Source organism: Comamonas aquatilis, from assembly GCF_965139575.1.
In the GTDB taxonomy this organism is placed as follows: domain Bacteria; phylum Pseudomonadota; class Gammaproteobacteria; order Burkholderiales; family Burkholderiaceae_C; genus Comamonas; species Comamonas aquatilis.
In genome coordinates, this window is sequence record NZ_CBCSIW010000028.1 from 18,735 (window position 1) to 36,613 (window position 17,879).

The 17,879-nt window shown below is 63.4% G+C and carries 16 protein-coding genes; 7 read left to right on the forward strand and 9 right to left on the reverse strand.

Translation table 11 applies throughout. From position 1 onward, the window contains the following. Window positions 1-18 precede the first annotated feature (18 nt). A complete protein-coding gene (phnX, locus tag ACNAZA_RS20830; protein WP_415798407.1) occupies window positions 19-891 on the forward strand; it encodes a phosphonoacetaldehyde hydrolase in 873 nt (290 codons plus the stop codon). A 146-nt stretch (window positions 892-1,037) separates the two neighbouring features. Further along, entirely contained in the window at window positions 1,038-1,337 is a 300-nt protein-coding gene (locus ACNAZA_RS20835; protein ID WP_415798408.1) for a putative quinol monooxygenase, read from the forward strand. 59 nt (window positions 1,338-1,396) lie between these two features. On the opposite strand, the gene ACNAZA_RS20840 is transcribed toward ACNAZA_RS20835, so the two are convergent. Both ACNAZA_RS20840 and ACNAZA_RS20845 read right to left on the reverse strand, forming a co-directional pair. Continuing rightward, window positions 1,397-2,596, reverse strand: a complete 1,200-nt coding sequence (locus ACNAZA_RS20840) for a M20 aminoacylase family protein (RefSeq protein ID WP_415798409.1) — start codon at window positions 2,594-2,596, stop codon at window positions 1,397-1,399. After that, window positions 2,593-3,570: a Bug family tripartite tricarboxylate transporter substrate binding protein gene (locus ACNAZA_RS20845; protein WP_415798410.1), complete on the reverse strand. Its 978-nt coding sequence runs from the start codon at window positions 3,568-3,570 to the stop codon at window positions 2,593-2,595. The genes ACNAZA_RS20840 and ACNAZA_RS20845 overlap by 4 nt, the downstream gene beginning before the upstream one ends. A gap of 100 nt (window positions 3,571-3,670) precedes the next feature. Here ACNAZA_RS20845 and ACNAZA_RS20850 point away from each other — a divergent pair, with 100 nt between their 5' ends. Then, entirely contained in the window at window positions 3,671-4,594 is a 924-nt protein-coding gene (locus tag ACNAZA_RS20850; RefSeq protein WP_415798411.1) for a LysR substrate-binding domain-containing protein, read from the forward strand. 220 nt (window positions 4,595-4,814) lie between these two features. Further along, window positions 4,815-5,675, forward strand: coding sequence for a DMT family transporter (locus ACNAZA_RS20855; RefSeq protein ID WP_415798412.1), 861 nt, complete (start codon window positions 4,815-4,817; stop codon window positions 5,673-5,675). Window positions 5,676-5,731: 56 nt separating this feature from the next. On the opposite strand, the gene arsB is transcribed toward ACNAZA_RS20855, so the two are convergent. The 5 genes from arsB to ACNAZA_RS20880 all read right to left on the reverse strand — a co-directional run bounded on the left by arsB (window position 5,732) and on the right by ACNAZA_RS20880 (window position 9,844). After that, window positions 5,732-6,796, reverse strand: coding sequence for an ACR3 family arsenite efflux transporter (gene arsB, locus ACNAZA_RS20860; protein WP_415798413.1), 1,065 nt, complete (start codon window positions 6,794-6,796; stop codon window positions 5,732-5,734). A 1-nt stretch (window position 6,797) separates the two neighbouring features. Then, the gene (locus tag ACNAZA_RS20865) at window positions 6,798-7,286 is read right to left on the reverse strand and encodes an arsenate reductase ArsC (RefSeq protein WP_415798414.1); all 489 of its coding nucleotides are present in this window, start codon (window positions 7,284-7,286) and stop codon (window positions 6,798-6,800) included. Between the two features lies 1 nt (window position 7,287). Next, window positions 7,288-7,626: an ArsR/SmtB family transcription factor gene (locus ACNAZA_RS20870; RefSeq protein WP_415798415.1), complete on the reverse strand. Its 339-nt coding sequence runs from the start codon at window positions 7,624-7,626 to the stop codon at window positions 7,288-7,290. A gap of 139 nt (window positions 7,627-7,765) precedes the next feature. Continuing rightward, a complete protein-coding gene (fghA, locus tag ACNAZA_RS20875) occupies window positions 7,766-8,623 on the reverse strand; it encodes an S-formylglutathione hydrolase (protein ID WP_415798416.1) in 858 nt (285 codons plus the stop codon). Window positions 8,624-8,728: 105 nt separating this feature from the next. Beyond that, complete coding sequence (locus tag ACNAZA_RS20880) at window positions 8,729-9,844, reverse strand: S-(hydroxymethyl)glutathione dehydrogenase/class III alcohol dehydrogenase (protein WP_415798417.1); 1,116 nt, start codon at window positions 9,842-9,844, stop codon at window positions 8,729-8,731. Between the two features lie 221 nt (window positions 9,845-10,065). Here ACNAZA_RS20880 and ACNAZA_RS20885 point away from each other — a divergent pair, with 221 nt between their 5' ends. Then, the gene (locus ACNAZA_RS20885; protein ID WP_415798418.1) at window positions 10,066-11,088 is read left to right on the forward strand and encodes a GlxA family transcriptional regulator; all 1,023 of its coding nucleotides are present in this window, start codon (window positions 10,066-10,068) and stop codon (window positions 11,086-11,088) included. A 65-nt stretch (window positions 11,089-11,153) separates the two neighbouring features. After that, window positions 11,154-11,918: an SIR2 family NAD-dependent protein deacylase gene (locus ACNAZA_RS20890; RefSeq protein ID WP_415798419.1), complete on the forward strand. Its 765-nt coding sequence runs from the start codon at window positions 11,154-11,156 to the stop codon at window positions 11,916-11,918. Here ACNAZA_RS20890 and ACNAZA_RS20895 read toward each other — a convergent pair. After that, entirely contained in the window at window positions 11,915-12,379 is a 465-nt protein-coding gene (locus tag ACNAZA_RS20895; RefSeq protein ID WP_415798420.1) for a helix-turn-helix domain-containing protein, read from the reverse strand. The two genes, ACNAZA_RS20890 and ACNAZA_RS20895, sit on opposite strands and share 4 nt — an antisense overlap. Window positions 12,380-12,522: 143 nt before the next feature. Here ACNAZA_RS20895 and ACNAZA_RS20900 point away from each other — a divergent pair, with 143 nt between their 5' ends. After that, window positions 12,523-13,023, forward strand: coding sequence for a hypothetical protein (locus tag ACNAZA_RS20900; protein ID WP_415798421.1), 501 nt, complete (start codon window positions 12,523-12,525; stop codon window positions 13,021-13,023). A 67-nt stretch (window positions 13,024-13,090) separates the two neighbouring features. Here ACNAZA_RS20900 and ACNAZA_RS20905 read toward each other — a convergent pair whose 3' ends face one another. Next, window positions 13,091-17,872, reverse strand: coding sequence for a DUF3320 domain-containing protein (locus ACNAZA_RS20905; RefSeq protein WP_415798422.1), 4,782 nt, complete (start codon window positions 17,870-17,872; stop codon window positions 13,091-13,093). Between the last annotated feature and the right edge of the window lie 7 nt (window positions 17,873-17,879).

Consider the following 17,879-nt stretch of genomic DNA (forward strand, 5'->3'; position numbering starts at 1 on the left):
CTCAAACCCTCAAAAATCATGAACTCCATCGCTACTACCGAAGCCCAAGCCCTGTCGTTGGCCGGCGCGCCAAACGCCGATATCTCTCCTCTGCAGGCCGTCATCTTTGACTGGGCCGGCACGCTGGTGGACTTTGGCTCGCTGGCGCCCACGCAGATCTTTGTCGAAGCCTTTGCCACTTTTGGCATCACCATCACCCTGGCCCAGGCGCGCGGGCCCATGGGCCTGTCCAAATGGGATCACATCCACCAGCTGCTGCAAGAGGAAAGCATTGCCAGCCAATGGCAAACCGCTTTTGGCTACGCGCCGGGCCATGACGATGTGGATGCCATCTATGCCCGCTTCATGCCCATGCAGATCGCCAAGGTGGCCGAGTTCTCCGACCCGATTGCCGGTGCGCCCGAGCTGCTGGTCTGGCTGCGCGCCAATGGCCTGAAGGTGGGCTCTTGCTCCGGTTACCCGCGCGAGGTGCTCAACCAGCTGCTGCCGCAGGCCGCAGCTGCCGGTGTGCAGCCCGACTATGTGGTGGCCGGCGACGAGCTGGATGCAGGCGGCCGTCCCGGCCCGTATATGGCGCTGGCCAATGTGCTGGCCCTGGCCGTCAGCGATGTGCGTGCCTGTGTGAAGGTGGACGACACCGTGCCCGGAATTTCGGAAGGTCTGAACGCCGGCATGTGGACCGTGGGCCTGAGCCTGTCGGGCAATGAAGTGGGCTACTCGGTGCAGGAATATGCCCAGGCCGCCCCGGCCGAGGTAGAGGCCCGCGTGGCCGCAGCCGAAGCCAAGCTCAAGCAAGCGGGAGCCCACCATGTGGTGCGCAGCGTGGCCGATCTGCCGGTCGTGTTGGCGCAGATCGCCGCCGATATGCGCAGCGGTAAAACACCGGTTTGAGCTTTACCTGTCTGCGCTGGCTGCTCATGTTTTGAGTGAGTCAGCGGCGTAGCCGCTGCAGCTGCTGCGAGCCCGCTACGATGGCAGATAAACGCCGCCTCCATGCTTTTCGGTGTGGGGGCGGTTTTTGCTTGGGAGATAGAAAAATGCTGTTGATCGTAGGCACGGTGCGCCTGCCGCCCGAAAACCTGGAACGCGCCAAACCGGCCATGCAGGCCATGGTGCAGGCATCGCGCGCCGAAGCAGGCTGTCTGGAATACGGCTATGCCGAGGATGTGCTGCAGCCCGGGCTGATCCATGTGAAGGAGCGTTGGACCGACCAGGCCGCACTGGACGCGCATTTTGCGTCGGCGCATCTCCAGCTCTGGCGTGCGGCCTGGCCTGTGCTGGGGATTGGCGAGCGGGATTTACGTGTCTATGAGGTTCAGCCGCCGCGCGCGACCTGAGCGACCTGAACCTGGTTCAGCGAGCCCGCGCCGCAGCGCAGGCTCGTGAGCTTCAGATTTCAGCGCAGAAAGCGCTCGGCCAGTTGGCTCCAGAACGCTGCGCCATAGGGCAGGTTGAGGTCGTTGAAGTCGTACTTCGGGTTGTGCAGACCACGCCCGCCGTCGGACGGGCCGTTGCCTATGCGCACCAGCGCGCCGGGGCAGCGCTGCAGCATATAGGCAAAGTCTTCGCTGCCCATGAGCTGAGGGAAGGCCGCGTTCACTGCCTCGGCCCCCACCAGATCCGTGGCCACCTGGGCTGCAAGCTCTACTGCCTGGGCGTTGTTGGCCAGTGCCGGGTAGCCTTGCACATAGTTGATTTCCGCCTGCGTGCCATGACCTTGGGCAATGCCGGTGATGAGCTCGGTAATGCGTTCCTTGAGCAGGCTGCGCACGGCCGGCGAGTGAGAGCGCACGCTGATGCCGATTTCGGCATCGGCCGGAATCACGTTCAGCGCATCGCCCGAGCGCAGACGACCTACGGTCACCACGGCCGATTCGTTCGGGTCCACATTGCGTGCCACCACCGTTTGCAGGCTGGTGACGATGGCGGCGGCTGCCACCAGCGGATCCACGGCCAGATGCGGGCGTGCGGCATGGCCGCCCACGCCGACAATCTTCACGTACACGCGGTCGCCGGCCGCCATGAAGGAGCCGCTGCGCATGGCGAACTGGCCTTGCGGCAAACCAGGGTGGTTGTGCATGGCGTAGACGGCATCGCAGGGAAAGCGCTCGAACAGGCCTTCCTCCACCATGGCCTTGGCGCCGCTGTCGAAGCCGCGCTCTTCGGCCGGCTGGAAGATCAGGTGCAGCGTGCCGCTGAAGTTGCGGTGACGCGCCAGATATTTGGCCGCGCCCAGCAGCATGGTCATATGGCCGTCGTGGCCGCAGGCATGCATGCAGCCGGCGATGCGGCTGGCATGCTCGGCGCCGGTGGCTTCCTGAATCGGAAGCGCATCCATATCGGCGCGAATGCCCAGGCTGCGGCTGCCATCGCCGTGGCGCAGCGTGCCGACCAGGCCCGTACCGCCAATGCCGCGCGTGACCTCGTAACCCCATTCGGCCAGCTTGCCCGCGATGAAGTCGGAAGTGCCGTGCTCGGCAAAAGCCAGCTCCGGGTTCTGGTGCAGGTGGCGGCGAATGGAAACCAGCTCCTGCTCATAGGGCAGGAACTGGGCGATACGGGCGAAGCTCGCCTGTCGCGTAGCGGTAGCTGTCATTCGAGAACGATGTTATTGGCCTTGGCGATGCGCGAGTAGAACTTGATGCGCTCGACGATCTCGGCACGGTAGGCCTGGGGTTTGAGCTCTTCCGGCACCATCATGCCCTTGTCGGCCCAGACGGTATGGGTTGCTGGGTCTTGCAGCACCGTGCGCATGGCCTGGTAGAGGCGGTCGATGATAGGTTGAGGGGTCTTGGCCGGTGCAGCGATGCCGGTCCAGGAGGTGAGGTTCAGATCGGGCAGCTTCAGCTCGGCAAAGGTGGGTACGTCGGGCAGCTGGGCCACGCGCTGAGGGGCGGCCACGGCGAGAGCACGCAGCTTGCCGTTTTTGATGCTGGCCAGATTGGTGGACAGGTTGTTCCAGGCCAGTTGCACCTGGCCCGACATCACGTCCGTGATGGCCACGCCGGCACCGCGATAGGGCACATGGGTGATGTCAATCTTGGTCTGGGTCTTGAGCAGCTCCATGCTCAGGTGCGAGACGGAGCCGGTGCCTGCGCTGGCGTAGTTCAGCTTGCCGGGGTTGGCCTGGGCGTATTTGACGAGATCGGCGAATGTGCGCACGGGCAGGCTGGCGTTGACCAGCAGCACATTGGACAGGCGGTCGATCAGCGTGACGGGGGCAAAGTCATTGACTGCGTCATAGGGCAGCTTGGGGGTGACGGCGGGATTGACCACATGCGTGCTTTGCGAGGTGACGATCAGCGTGTAACCATCGGGCTTGGCCTTGGCGACAAAGGCCGAGCCCAGAGAGCCGCCGGCGCCGCCCTTGTTGTCCACGATGACGGGAACGCCCAGCAGGCGGCTCAGGCGGTCGGCCATCAGGCGGCCCGAGTTATCGACCGAGCCGCCTGGCGTGAAAGGCACGACCAGGGTAATGGGCTTGTTGGGGTAGGGCGCCTCGGCATGAGCGAGAGGGGACAGGCCGGCAGCAGCGGCCAAGCTTACGAATTCGCGACGGTTGATGTGCATGTTATGTCTCAATGGATAAGGCGCGAGATTACGTAGGCTGCTGCCGCTCGGCAAACGACATTCGCATCATGCGCGATGACATAATGTCATCGCTCGCATCATGAAAATCCGCTCTCCCTCACTGGTCGAACTGCACGCATTCCTGGCGGTCTGCCGCCATGGAAGTTTTCGCCGTGCGGCCGATGAACTCTGTGTCACGCAAGCCGCCGTCAGCCGCGCCGTGCAGCGGCTGGAAGAGCATTTGCCGGGCGGCCGCCTGTTTGAGCGCAACTCGGCCGGGGTATCGCTCACGGCGCGCGGAGAGCAGTTGCGCAAGCTGACCGAGCGCCATGTGCTGGCGCTGGAGCTGGCGGCCGAGACGCTGGGTCGGGCCTCCATGCCGCAGCTGGTGCGCCTGAGCGTGATCCCGACATTGTCCATTCAATGGCTTATGCCGCGCCTGCCCGAGTTCAATCGGCGCAACCCCGAGGTGCATGTGGAGCTGCGGCAGTTCAAGCATGACGAAGACTTCACGCGCGACGATGTTGATTTATGGGTGGAGGTCAAACGCCCCAACCGCCGCTGGCCCGAGCAGGTGCAAGCCCGCTATCTGCTGGGGCGTGAACTGGTTCCCGTATGTGCGCCGGCCTTGAGTCCTCAATTCCATCGGCCCGGCGATTTTCTGGCGGCCAGCCTGCTGCACCACACCAATTTCCCGGACAACTGGGCGCTGTGGTTCGCCCAGGCCGGCGTGGCCTGCAAGCCGCAACTGGGCCCGGGCTTTGATCTGACCATGCATCTCATCGTGGCCGCCAAGGCAGGCATAGGCGTGGCCGTGGTGCCGCGCAGTCTGGTGCAAAAAGAGTTGCAGGCGGGCGAACTGGTGATGCCGTTTGACATCTCCGTCTCCTGTGGTCGCGGTTATTACCTGTGCTGGAATCAGGATGCTCCCAGCTTTGCGGCGCGAGACAAATTTGCGGCCTGGCTGGCCGAGCAGGCAGATGCAGAAAATCCGCCAGAAGGTGGCGCGTCCAGCGCGCGATAAGAAGGTGTTGACGGTCTTGCCTCAACCCTTGGGGTCAATGCTTTTGCGAGAGCGCCTGAAGTTCATCCATTAGGCACTGGATCGGCATGCCGTGTCCGGTCATTGAAGCCCGTACTGTGCTGGATTGATGGGCATGACAGTTCTTTGAGTTTGTATGGGGCTGTACCTGGATTTCCGTGGCTGCCGGTGATGTACTGCAGACCGGAACAAGGAGTTTTGGATGGGAAAAAGCACCAGCGGCTGGATCAACGGTTTGGTGGGGGTGGCGATATTTGCGGGTTCGCTGCCTGCAACCCGCGTGGCGGTGGCCGAGCTGGATCCGGTGTTTCTGACCAGCGCCCGGGCCGCGATTGCGGCCGTCCTGGGTCTGGCTTTGCTGCTCTTGCTGCGCCAGCCCCGGCCGACGCTGGCCGATGCACCTGCGCTGCTGTTCACAGCAATAGGCTGCGTGCTGGGCTTTCCTTTGCTGACGGCTTTGGCGCTGCAGCATGTCACCTCGGCGCATTCCATCGTCTTTCTGGGGCTGCTGCCTTTGTGCACGGCTCTTTTTGCCGTGCTGCGCGCGGGGGAGCGTCCTCGCCTGCCGTTCTGGTTGTTCTCCGTGGTGGGTGCCGCCTTTGTTGCCGGCTATGCCGCCATGGGAGACGTGGAGGCCTCGCTGAAAGGCGATATGCTGATGCTGGCGGCGGTGCTCGTGTGCGGCATGGGCTATGCCGAAGGTGCCCAGCTTTCGCGCAAGCTGGGCGGCTGGCAAGTCATCAGCTGGGCTTTGGTGTTCTCGCTGCCCGTCATGCTGCCCCTGGCCTTGCTGAATATGCCGCAGTCGCTGGAGAGCGTGGGTGCTGCGGCCTGGATCGGCCTGGCCTATGTGTCTGTCTTCAGCATGCTGATCGGCTTTGTGTTCTGGTATCGCGGTCTGGCTCAGGGCGGGATTGCTGCCGTCGGCCAGCTTCAGTTGCTCCAGCCCTTTGTGGGGCTGGGCCTGGCAGCATTGCTGCTGCAGGAAACCGTGAGCTGGACGATGCTCGTCGTGACCCTGGTTGCCGTGGTCTGTGTCGGCGGCGCCAAGAAATACGCTTGATCGTTGCGCGGCAACTGGCCGACAGTCAATGCCGGGTGTGAGACGCTGAGAAAAGATCAGATCTCTGGGCTTGCGGCAGTTTCATACCAGTGCCTGGACCGGTTCACGACAGCCACCACGACCAGCATCACGGGAACTTCAATCAACACCCCGACCACGGTTGCCAGCGCCGCGCCCGAATGCAGACCGAAAAGGCTGATGGCGGTAGCCACCGCCAGCTCGAAGAAATTGCTGGCGCCAATCAAGGCGGATGGGCCGGCCACGCAGTGCGCCACGCCCAGCTTTCTGTTCAGCCAGTAGGCCAGCCCGGAGTTCAGCACCACCTGTATGAGGATGGGCACGGCCAGCAGCGCGATCACCAAAGGCTGCTCCAAAATGGTTTTTCCCTGGAATGCGAACAGCAGCACCAAGGTGGCAAGCAGTGCCAGCATGGACAGCGAACCCATCGCGGCACTTGCCCGCTGCAATGCGGCCTCGCCCCGACGCAGAAGCTGCTGGCGCAGTATCTGGGCGATGGTCACGGGTATGAGGATGTACAGCAGCACCGATACCAGCAAGGTATCCCACGGCACGCTGATGGAGGAGATGCCCAGCAGCAGCGCCACGATGGGCGCAAAAGCCAGCAGCATGATGGCGTCGTTCAAGGCCACCTGGGAAAGCGTGAAATACGGATCGCCCTTGCACAGCTGGCTCCAGACAAACACCATGGCCGTGCAAGGCGCAGCAGCCAGCAAAATCAGGCCGGCCACATAGCTGTCCACCTGCGCGGGGTCCAGCCATTGTGCAAACAGCTGGCGCAGAAAAAGCCAGGCCAGCAAGGCCATGGAGAAAGGCTTGACGCCCCAGTTGATGAACAGGGTCACGCCAATGCCGCGTGCATGCGACTTCACCCGCGACAGGGCTGAGAAGTCGATCTTGACCAGCATGGGAATGATCATCACCCAGATCAGCAGGCCTACCGGGAGATTGACTTTTGCCACTTCCATGGCAGCGATGGCGTGGCTCAACGCCGGCATCCAGTGGCCCAGGGCAATGCCGGCGATGATGCAAAGCAGCACCCATACCGTCAGATAGCGCTCAAAGCCACCCATGACAGGTTGTGCAGAACCGGGTACTTTCATCTCAGGATGCTCCGATGTCGTCAAGCAGTGGCTGCAAGGCGGCGTTGTCCAGGGTCTCAAACGGCAGCCGTGCCAGCTGCAGCATGCGGTAGGCGATGGCCTGACGGGTCAGCTCAAAGCGTTGCCGCTGCTCTGACTCGCTTGCCGCCGAGGGATCTGGATAGCTCCAGTGGGCCTGCAAGGGCGCGCCGGGCCACAGAGGGCAGGGCTGGGCCGCTGCGCTATCGCACACGGTGATGACCACTCGCATCGGAGGCGCACCGGCCTCGGCAAAGCGGTCCATGTTTTTGCTGCAAAGCCCGGACACCTCAACGCCCGCAGCGCTCAGGGCTGCAATCGCCTGCGGATGGATGCGGCCGCTGGGCGAGGCGCCTGCGCTGTAGGCGCGGGCATCCACACCCATAATCCCGGCCCAGTGGTTGAACATGGCTTCAGCCAGCACGCTGCGAGCCGAGTTGTGCGTGCACAGCACCAGTACATTCGTCGTCATTTCAGCAAGCCTGGTTGTTGGCGGGGCAGCAAGCATCGGGTTTGAGCTCGCAGCCGGCGCCTTCGCAGCAGTTGTCCGTCAGATAGCCCAGGACGCCATTCATCCGTGCAAAGTCGGCGCGATAAATGAGATTGCGGCCGATGCGCTCCTGCGTCACCAGACCGGCGTTGCTCAGCTCCTTCAGGTGAAATGACAGCGCCGTGGCCGCAACGCCCAGTTGCTCAGCCAATATCGAGGGCGTCAGCCCTTGAGCGCCGGCAACCACCAAGACTCGGAAGACGCGCAGGCGTACCTGGTTCGCAAGAGCGGCCAAGGATTTGATGATTTGCTCTTCATTCATACTTCAATAATAGTTGAAATATTGAATTAATTCAGAAAATTTTCTGAAATGCAGCGCTGAACAAGCCGCAAAGAGCGGCAATTTTGGGCCAGCGACTGGCCCTTGGGGCCCGCCGCTGGATCAGGCTTTATCGCTGGGTTTACAGCTGCGCCGCGTGATGGCGCAGATGGTCGTCGATAAAGCTCTGAATGAAGTAGTAGCCATGGTCGTAGCCGGGCTGGCGGCGCAGCGTCAGCGGCTGGCCGGCCTTGGCGCAGGCAGCTTCAAAGGCTTCGGGCAGCAGCTGCTTTTCCATCAGAAATTTATCGGCCAGGCCCTGGTCGACAAGGATGCCGGCCGGGTAGGGGGCTTGCGTCTGCGCGACCATCAACTCGCTGGCGTCATGTTGGGCCCATTCGGCCTGGTCCTCGCCCAGGTAGCCGCTAAAGGCTTTCTGGCCCCAGGCGCAGTTGACGGGGTTGGCAATCGGCGCAAAGGCCGAGACGCTTTTGAAGCGGCCGGGGTGGCGCAGTGCCAGCGTCAGCGCGCCGTGACCGCCCATGCTGTGGCCGAAGATGCCCAGGCGCTGCAGATCCACCGGCAGCTTGGCACCGATCAGCGGCAACAAGTCGTTGAGGATGTAGCTTTCCATACGCCAGTGCAGGGCCCAGGGTTTGGTGGTGGCATCAAGATAGAAACCTGCGCCCACGCCAAAGTCCCAGGCATCGGCTTCGCCAGGCAGGCCGGCGCCGCGCGGGCTGGTGTCGGGGCAGATCAGAGCGATATTCAGCTCGGCCGCCAAACGCTGGGCGCCGGCCTTGGTCATAAAGGTTTCTTCGGTGCAGGTCAGGCCGGCCAGATAGATCAGCGCCGGCACCTTTTCGCCCATCACGGCCTTGGGCGGCAGATAGACCGAGAACTTCATGGTCAGGCCGATCTCGCTGGAGAAATGCTCGTAATAGCGCTGGGCGCCGCCAAAGCAGGCGTGGGCGGTTTTGAGTTCAAAAGAGTGGGACATGGATGCTCCTGAATACAAAGCTGCATGCGTAAGTAGAACAAGGGTTTCAAGCCTTTTGATGCCTGAAACCCTTGTTTTGAAAGCGCTAACAGCTCGTGTTTTTGCTTATTCTGCGTAGTTAACCACTGAACGAATCGACTTGCCTTCATGCATCAGGTCAAAGGCTTCGTTGATCTTGGCCAGTCCCATGGTGTGGGTCACAAAGGGCTCGAGCTGAATCTTGCCGGCCATGGCGTCTTCCACCATGCCGGGCAGCTCGCTGCGGCCCTTGACGCCGCCAAAGGCCGTGCCCATCCACTTGCGGCCGGTTACCAGCTGGAAGGGGCGGGTGGAGATTTCCTGGCCGCTGCCGGCCACGCCGATGATGACGGACTGACCCCAGCCGCGGTGGGCGCATTCCAGTGCGGCGCGCATTACCTGGGTGTTGCCAATGCACTCGAAGCTGTGGTCCACGCCCCAGCCGGTCATCTCGACGATGACTTGCTGGATGGGCTTGTCAAAGTCCTTGGGGTTCACGCAATCGGTGGCGCCGAAGGTCTTGGCCAGCTCGAACTTGCCGGGGTTGGTGTCGATGGCGATGATGCGACCGGCCTTGGCCAGTTGCGCGCCCTGGATCACGGCCAGACCGATGCCGCCCAGGCCAAACACGGCCACCGTATCGCCTTCCTGTACCTTGGCCGTGTTCTTCACAGCGCCTAGGCCGGTGGTCACGCCGCAGCCCAGCAGGCAGACCTGCTCGGGGTTGGCATCGGGGCTGATCTTGGCCAGCGACACGGCTGCTACCACGGTGTATTCGCTGAAAGTCGAGCAACCCATGTAGTGGTAAATCGGCTCGCCGTTGTAGCTGAAACGGGTGGTGCCGTCGGGCATCACGCCCTTGCCCTGGGTGGCACGCACGGCGGTGCACAGGTTGGTCTTGCCGCTCTTGCAGAACAGGCACTCGCCGCATTCGGCGGTGTACAGCGGAATCACATGATCGCCGGGTTGGACGCTGGTCACGCCTTCGCCCACTTCCACCACAATGCCTGCGCCTTCATGGCCCAGCACGGCGGGGAAGATGCCTTCGGGATCGTCGCCGGAGAGGGTGAAAGCATCGGTGTGGCAAACGCCGGTGTGGGTGATCTTGACCAGCACTTCGCCCTTCTGGGGCGCAGCCACGTCGATCTCGACGATTTGCAGAGGTTCTCCGGCCTTGAAGGCCACAGCGGCGCGTGATTTCATCTGAATCTTTCTTTGTACAGCGGGGAGCAAAAGGGCGAGGGCCGCTTTCGCTTTGCGAAGCCCCGAATGTAGGCCATGGCAGCTGTAAAAGCGCTGACCATGGCCGCTGCCCTGGGGGCTTTGGCCGAATATGAATGCAATTGCTGGAGTCGGCCAAGCAGACTGCAGCGCTCTTATGATGGACAGTCCTGTTTGCCCCGCCTTAGTTGTTGAGTCTTTTCATGGAACACCGCCATACCCTGCCTCATCGGATCGATCTCATCGTCTACCCCGGCTTCAAGTCGCTGGAGGCGGTGGGCCCCATGTCCGTGTTCGACTACGCCAATGTCCATCTGCGCGCGCGCGGGCTCAGCGATGGCTATGAGGTGCGCATCACGGCGGCGCAGCAGGGCTTTGTGCAATCAGACACCTTGATGGCGCTGCAGGCAAGCCAGTCCCTGGCCGATCTGCAGCAGCGGGGCACGGGCTGCACGGTGATCGTGGTGGGCTCGCGCCATATCGAGACCGTGCTGGGCGCTTCGGCCGAGCTGGTGCAGTGGCTGCAGGCCGTGGCGCCCCAGGTGCAGCGGTTGATTGCCCTGTGCTCCGGCAGTTTCTTTCTGGCCGAAGCCGGTTTGCTCGATGGCCGCCGCGCAGCCACCCACTGGAGCGTGGCCGCCGCCCTGGCCCAGCGTTATCCGCGGGTGCAGGTGGATGCCGATGCCATCTATGTGCGTGACGATGTCAAGGACAGCGATGGCACGCGCCAGATCTGGACTTCTGCCGGGGTGACGGCAGGCATAGACCTGGCCCTGGCCCTGGTGGAGCAGGATTTCGGCCATGCGCTGGCGCTGGAGGTGGCGCGCGATCTGGTCATGTATCTGAAGCGGCCCGGCGGCCAGTCCCAGTTCAGCGTGCCGCTGGCCGCGCAATCCACGCGGCACAAAGGCGTGCAGGCCGTGCAGCAATGGGTGCTGGCCCATCTGGGCGAGCCCATGACGCTGGCCCAGATGGCCGAACAGGCGGCCATGAGCGAGCGGCATTTCCGCCGCGTGTTCCAGCAGGAAACCGGGCTGAGCCCATCGGCCTTTGTGGAAAACGCCAGGCTGGAGGCTTCCAAGCAGCTGCTGGAAACCCAGAGTCAGTGGCCGCTCAAGACCGTGGCCGCCCATGTGGGCCTGGGCTCGGAGCAGGCGCTGCGCCAGCTGTTTGTGCGCCGCCTGGGCATCACGCCAGTGGCTTACCGCGAGCGTTTTGGCGATTGAGTGCCGGCATGGCCGCTGCAACTCGCCTGGTCGCATTCGGCCTCACTTCATAAAGCGCAGATTTCATGACTGAATTTTTGGAAACCGGTGATTATGTATACCCGGGTCTGGCACAGGTGCAGCAATGGCTGGCCAACACCCAGCGCCTGGCCGTGCTCACCGGCGCAGGCATCAGCGCCGAATCGGGCGTGCCCACCTTCAGGGACGGAGGCTCGGCTTTCTGGGCGCAGTTCAAGCCTGAGGACATGGCCAGCGAAAAAGGCTTTAGACGCGACCCGACCCTGGTGTGGCGCTGGTATCAGTACCGGCGCGAGCTGATAGCCGCTGTGCAGCCCAATGCCGGCCATCGGGCGCTGGCGTCCTGGGCCGGCCGGCATCCGGGATGTATGACGCTGATCACCCAGAATGTGGATGGCCTGCACCAGCGGGCTGGCAGCTCTGGCGTGCTCAATCTGCATGGCGAATTGATGCAAGACCGCTGGCTGGAAGCCGGCTGCGGCTGCTGCCGAACAGATGAGGCGGCTGCCGCCGAGCCGCCACGCTGCGCCCTGTGCGGCAATATGCGCCGCCCGGCCGTGGTCTGGTTCGGCGAGGCCTTGTCACCAGCTGTCTGGAGTGCTGCAGAAAGTGCGGCCAATGCCTGCGAGCTGATGATGGTGGTGGGCACCTCGGGGGCGGTATATCCGGCGGCCGGTCTGGCCATTCGTGCCAAGCGTCACGGGGCCAAGATCGTCATCGTCAACCCCCAGCCCAGCGAGCTTGATGAGGTGGCCGATGTCTTGCTGCGCGGCCCGGCCGCCCAGGTGTTGCCGGCTTTACTGGCGGCTTAAAACAGCGGGCTTTTGAAAAAATCCAGTGCAGCCTTGGCGGCGGCAAAGTTGTGTTCGATGGCGGCTTGCTGATCGGCCGTGGGCTGGCTCTTGATCGAGATGGAGGGGCTGGATTTTGGGGATTTTAGGGCACTTTCCGCCGGCCTGCTTTTGCTGATAGCTACTGAATCGATAGCGGGGGCTTGCAGCGATGGCTGTGTTGCAGGGGCGGCCAGCAACTGTGCCAGATCCAGGGCCGGGTTGAGCTGCCACAGGCAGGACACATAGGTGGCCATGGCCACGGCCGGGTCGCCGCGCTCTATGCGCGCCATGGTGGGCTGGGAGATGCCCAGCCGGCTGGCCCACTGCAGCTGGGTCTCGCCCCGGCTTTTGCGCAGGCTGACGATGCGCTGAGCCAGTTGTTCGATCTGCAAAAGAATAGCCGGTGGAAAGGCTGAGGGACTGGTGTTCTGACGGGGCATATGCCAATGGTAGTGGGCTGGAGGGGGCCTCCACCCCTGGAAGCAGGGTTTCGATGTGTATCGCTGGCCGGTTTTCGCATCGTCCTACGGCCTAGGCCTGGATGGCTGTGAAACCATGGGCTCCAACCGACGGAGGTCTTGAGATGAAAGCATTGCACACGCTCTTCACTGTGATCCATTCCCTGATTGCGCTGTTGTTCACGCTGGCCGCACTGGCCCTGATCTGGGTGGCTAGCAGCCGGGGTTGGCAGATTCTGAACGCCGGGCTCAATGAGAAGGCTACCTTGCATATCGTGGAGGTCCTGGGAACGCTGGCGTCGGGCGTCGTCGCTTTGCAAATTGCGCAAACCGTGGTGGAGGAGGAAGTGATTCGCGAAGCCCATATCAGCGGCCCGACCCGTGTGCGCCGCTTTCTCTCGCGCTTCATGGTGGTGCTGGTGGTGGCTTTGGCGATCGAAGGACTGGTTGCCACCTTCAAGGCCCAGGATTCTGCTGCCGACATGCTGTACTCGGCGGCCTTGATTGTGGCTGTTGGCATCTTGCTGGCCGGCTGGGGCCTGTTTGTGCACCTGAACCGATCGGCCGAGGAGCTGGAGCCCGAAGCCATGCAGGCCGCCAAGGGCGAGGATCACAAGGTGAGCTGAAGCCGCGCTTGATGCTCCAACCGCCAAGGCCCGGGGCTGATCTCGGGCCTTCTGCTGCGCGCTCTTGTCAGGCGGCAAGCCGGTACAGCGTGCCGTTGAACTCCAGCTTGGCACTGGCATGCAAGGCATCGAGCTGGGCCAGGATCAGCTCGCGCACCGGCGCGGTGACGGCGCTCAGCCCCAGCAGGCGGGCCACGGCAGCGGGCAGCTCGTCGCGCTGGCCGCCCAGATTGCTGTGCAGCGTCGCCACAATCGCCTGGCGAATTTCTGCCGGTGGCAGGCATTCGAGCTTGCGCAGATTGGCTGAGGCAGCGGCCGAGCGGTCGCGCACGCGAATGCTGCGGCCTGGAATGTCCAGAAACTCTTCTTCCATGCTGATGGACTGGTCGGCCAGCAGGCTTTGCCTGGCTGCGTCCAGCGCTTCGCGGATACGGTTGCCCGCGCGCTGCAGGCCCCACAGCGTGCGGATGCGGGTGGTGAGCTCGTCAAAATGCACCGGGCCTTCTGCCTCCACCACCTGCAGCAGAATCTGCGCCAGGCGAGCGGTGGGAACGCTGTGCAGTTCCAGCTCTGCAGGTACGCTCAGCTGCGCCAGAGCATAGGGCTGGGCCAGCGCCTTGGCAGCAGCCGTCTGCGCGGCTTCGGTTTCGGGCGTGCGTTCCACGGTTTTGATAGCTGTATCCGCAGTTTGAGCCTGGGCTGGAGGCTGATTTGGCTCAGATTGTTCCTGTGCCGCAGCTTGCGCGATAGCGGCCTGAACAGCGGCCAATACCTTGGCCGTCTCGGCGCGCGGCTGGCGGAACCAGTCGCAGCCCCAGATGCGGTGCAGCTTCCAGCCATGGCCTTCGAGCACGGTCTGACGCAGGCGGTCACGGTCGCGTGCGCTGCGCGAGCTGTGATAGCTGGCGCCGTCGCACTCTATGCCCAGCAGATAGCGGCCCGGCTGCGCAGGGTCCACCACGGCCAGATCGATAAAAAAGCCGGCAATACCGATTTGCGTGTGCACGGTCAGGCCTTGGTCCACCAGGGCCTGGTACACATCTTCTTCCAGCGGTGACTCCAGCGTGCGGCCGCTGACACCGGCCACGGCCAACTGGCCTGTGGCTGCATAGTGCAGAAAGACCTTGAGGGCGGCCACGCCCTGGCCCTTGCCGCGCTCCAGGTCGATATCGTCGGCGGTGATGGAGGAAAACACCTCGCAGCGCTGCTTGGCGCGCGAGATCAGCACATTCAGGCGCCGTTCGCCGCCATCTGCGCTGACCGGGCCAAAGCGCATGGGCAGATATCCGTCCTGATTGCGGCCATAGGCCACCGAGATATAGATGACATCGCGCTCGTCGCCCTGCACGTTTTCGAGGTTCTTGATGAAGAAGGGCTCGTTGGGGTGGGAGACAAAGAAAGGTTCGGCCTCGGGCTGCTGGCGGCGCAGCAGCTCCAGCTCGTCCTGAATCGCCACTTTCTGCTGCAGCGAAAACGCCGCCACGCCCAGACTCAGCTGCGGTGTTTGCAGGGCGTGCTGCATGATGGCCCTGGCAATGGTCTGGGCTTCCACCCGGTTCACGCGCGTGGCGCCGCTGTCAAAGCGGCCCTGGGCTACATGGTGAAAGCGCAGGCCCATGTGTGCATGGGCCGTGTAGGGGCTGGGCACGATGAACAGCTGGCTGTTGTAGAACTGCTGGTTGGATACGGCGATCAGCGACTGGTGGCGGCTGCGGTAATGCCAGCGCAGCATGAGTTGGGGCATGCCCTTGGCAACGCACAGGCCCAGAATGCTTTCCACATCGGCGGCGCCTGCGATCAGCTGGTCTGCATCGTCCTCGTCGGGCTGCTCCTGCTCGCTGGTCATGCGCGAGAAAAAGCGGGTGGGCGGCAGCTGGCGCTCATCGCCCACCACCACCAGCTGCTTGCAGCGGGCCACCGAGCCCAGGGCATCCACGGGCTCGATCTGGCTGGCCTCGTCAATCACCAGCAGATCGAACTCCACGGCGCCAGGCTCCAGAAACTGGGCCACGGACAGCGGGCTCATCATGAACACCGGCTTGATGGCTTGCACGGCCTCGCCAGCCAGCTTGAACAGCTTGCGCAGCGGCATATGGCCGCGCTTGCGCACGATCTCGCCATTGATCACGCCCATGGGGCCTATACCGGCGCTTTGCCCATAGGCGGTACGTGGAACCTGCTCGTAATGCGATAGCGCGGACTGGGCCCGTGCCAGTGCAATGCGCTGCAGGTCCAACGAGCGAAACTGCTGCACCTTGAGGTTGTGCTGGTCGCCGTTGAAGGCCACCAGCTCGGGAGCCTGCTGCGTGGCCTGACGCAGCAGGCTTTCGTAGTAGGCGCGCTCAAAGGCCTGGGGCAGGGCGTCCAGGCTGAGGGCTTGCTGCTCCAGCTCGCTCACCAGGGGCGCAAGTCCGGCCTCGCGGGCTTGCAGGCGGGTGGCATGGTAGGCGGTCCAGTCCAGCAGGCTGGCGGGTTGCTCCACCCACAGGGCCAGGCGTTCGCTCAGGGCTTGCAGCGGCACTTGTGCCAGGGTGCTGGCGGCAAAAGCCTCGCGGGTATCGAGTTGGTAATTGGCCAGCACGGCCTGCGCTGCCGGCTCAAAAGCCTGCAGCGATGTTTGGGCCTCTTGCGCCAGCTGTGCGCATTGCTCGGGCGAAGCCAGCTGGGCAAACAGTGTGCGAAAGTTCTCGCTGCGGCCTGTGCCATCGGGGCCGGCCATCCAGCTCAGCACGGCTTGCAACTGGCCCCAAGGGCTGGTTTCGCCCTGCCACAAGCTGCCAAAGGCGGCAGCGCCATCGGCTTGCTGCTGGGCCAGGGTCTGGCGCAGGCCTTGTGCCTCCATGAGTTGATCGATCAGCGCCAGCCGCTGCAGCCTGCTTGAGGGCAACGGAGTTTTGAGCTGGGCTTTGAGACCGGAAAGTGCCTGCCGGTAGCCGCTGTGGAAGATGCGAAACAGCGAATCGCCATGGGCGGCGATCAGCTGGCGCGGGCGGTTCCAGTCCAGCGTCCATGCAGATTCCGCAAAGTGCTCACGGACCGACGGGGCCAGGGCATGGAACTGCGTGCCGGCGGCCACCAGTTGCTGCAGCCTGGTCATGCCATGGCCCCAGATGGCGTTGGCCACGGCCTGCCTGTCGATTGGCGGTGCGCTGCCCAGTTGCTCGGCCAAGGCAATCTGCTGCTGAAGTTCTTCGATGTTTTTAGCTTCAACCCCTTGCAATGATTGCGCAAGAAGCTCGTTTTTTTGTAGCAAAAGCTGCAGCTGCTGTTGCAGCGCGGGCAGAGTTTGCAGATAGCGATCCGCGTCGAGCTTGAGCAAGGCCGGATGGCAGACGCCGCGCCAGGCATGCTCGGCCACGGGCCAGACTTTCGCGGCCGCCTGGCGCAGGGCTTGCACCAGCTGGCTGCGGGTGTGAAGTTCCGGGGGCGACCATTGCGGCGAGCCCTGGAGCAGCTCGGGCAGATGGGCAATCTGCACGGCATCGAGTAGGGCCAGGCGACCCAGGATTTGATAAGGCGTGAGCGCACAGGGCGCCAGCGCCGTGTGCAGGGTCTGGCTGTGCTGGTTGAGCTGCTGCTGCACGCCCGTCAGCTCGTTGATGATCTGGTCGCGCTGCTCCACCCGGGGCTTGCCCAGGTCGCGCGTGGCCTTGAGTTCCTCCAGCACCTTGCGCTTGTTGGCGTGGTGGCTGTGCAGCTCCAGGCAGGCAGGGCCCAGGCCCACGGCCTTGAGACGGCGGTAAACCACCTCCAGCGCCGCCATCTTCTCGGAGATGAACAGTACTTTTTTGCCATCGGCAATCGCCGCCGCAATCACATTGGTGATGGTCTGGGATTTGCCCGTGCCCGGTGGGCCTTGAATCACCAGATTCTCGCCACGGCGCACAGCCTCTATGGCCAGCGACTGCGAGCTGTCGGCATCGACCACATGGCGCTGACCGGCTACAGGAATCAGCTGATCGATCTCGGCATCCTCGGGAAAGAGGGCATCGCGCGCGGCAAAGCCGTCCTGCAGGGTGGCGGAGATCAGGGGCTGCTCGTCAATGCGCTGGCCCTGAGGCCAGGTGCTGGCATCCAGGTCGCGGTACATAAGGAACTTGGCAAAGCTGAAAAAGCCCAGCGTCATCGCATGGGGCAGCACTTCCCAGTCCGCTTGCGAAGCCAGGCGCGCGCGGGTCTGCTCCAGATAGTAGGCCGGGTCGAAATCGTCGCCGGCCTTGAATTCGGGCAGCTCAAGGCCGAAGTCGGCCTTGAGCTTGGCGGCCAGCGACAGGTTTTCTGCCGCATCCTCCTGCAGCCAGGAGAGAGTGAAACGCTCGGCCGCGCTTTTGCGCTCCAGCGCCACGGGCAGCAAAATCAGCGGCGCAAAGCGCTCCTTGTCCGGCGCATTTCTGTCTTTCCATTTCAGCTGGCCCAGGGCCAGGAACAGGATGTTGACGCCTTGTTCCTCCACAAAGGTGCGGGCGTCGGAATACATGTCCAGCAGGCGGCGCTGCAACTGCTCCGTACCCAAGCGGGTCTGCAGCTTCAGATCGCGGTGACGGGGGGCGACGCCAGCCGCCGGTTCTGCGAGCGAGTCGGCTTCCGGCTGGGGCAGGGCCAATGCGTCAGGCCCGGGGCCGCTGCTTTGGGCTTCGCCGGCCTTGGCGGGCACAAAGCTCATGGCTCGGCCTTCGACGACCAGCAGGCGATAGACCTCGGGCGTCAGCTCATCGGCAAAGTGCAGCAACTTGGCCGAGGCACTTTGCGGCAGGCTCAGCAGCCGGTTGCGCGTGGACAGGTCCAGCAGCGCCTGGCGGCTTTTTTCCAATTGACGGGCGATGGGGGCGAAATTCTGGTCTGCGTGCATGAGGCTT

Coding starts and splice junctions, on each gene's coding strand:
- phnX (WP_415798407.1), top strand. CDS start 19: ATGAACTCCATCGCTACTACCGAAGCCCAAGCCCTGTCGTTGGCCGGC.
- ACNAZA_RS20835 (WP_415798408.1), top strand. CDS start 1,038: ATGCTGTTGATCGTAGGCACGGTGCGCCTGCCGCCCGAAAACCTGGAA.
- ACNAZA_RS20840 (WP_415798409.1), bottom strand. CDS start 2,596: ATGACAGCTACCGCTACGCGACAGGCGAGCTTCGCCCGTATCGCCCAG.
- ACNAZA_RS20845 (WP_415798410.1), bottom strand. CDS start 3,570: ATGCACATCAACCGTCGCGAATTCGTAAGCTTGGCCGCTGCTGCCGGC.
- ACNAZA_RS20850 (WP_415798411.1), top strand. CDS start 3,671: ATGAAAATCCGCTCTCCCTCACTGGTCGAACTGCACGCATTCCTGGCG.
- ACNAZA_RS20855 (WP_415798412.1), top strand. CDS start 4,815: ATGGGAAAAAGCACCAGCGGCTGGATCAACGGTTTGGTGGGGGTGGCG.
- arsB (WP_415798413.1), bottom strand. CDS start 6,796: ATGAAAGTACCCGGTTCTGCACAACCTGTCATGGGTGGCTTTGAGCGC.
- ACNAZA_RS20865 (WP_415798414.1), bottom strand. CDS start 7,286: ATGACGACGAATGTACTGGTGCTGTGCACGCACAACTCGGCTCGCAGC.
- ACNAZA_RS20870 (WP_415798415.1), bottom strand. CDS start 7,626: ATGAATGAAGAGCAAATCATCAAATCCTTGGCCGCTCTTGCGAACCAG.
- fghA (WP_415798416.1), bottom strand. CDS start 8,623: ATGTCCCACTCTTTTGAACTCAAAACCGCCCACGCCTGCTTTGGCGGC.
- ACNAZA_RS20880 (WP_415798417.1), bottom strand. CDS start 9,844: ATGAAATCACGCGCCGCTGTGGCCTTCAAGGCCGGAGAACCTCTGCAA.
- ACNAZA_RS20885 (WP_415798418.1), top strand. CDS start 10,066: ATGGAACACCGCCATACCCTGCCTCATCGGATCGATCTCATCGTCTAC.
- ACNAZA_RS20890 (WP_415798419.1), top strand. CDS start 11,154: ATGACTGAATTTTTGGAAACCGGTGATTATGTATACCCGGGTCTGGCA.
- ACNAZA_RS20895 (WP_415798420.1), bottom strand. CDS start 12,379: ATGCCCCGTCAGAACACCAGTCCCTCAGCCTTTCCACCGGCTATTCTT.
- ACNAZA_RS20900 (WP_415798421.1), top strand. CDS start 12,523: ATGAAAGCATTGCACACGCTCTTCACTGTGATCCATTCCCTGATTGCG.
- ACNAZA_RS20905 (WP_415798422.1), bottom strand. CDS start 17,872: ATGCACGCAGACCAGAATTTCGCCCCCATCGCCCGTCAATTGGAAAAA.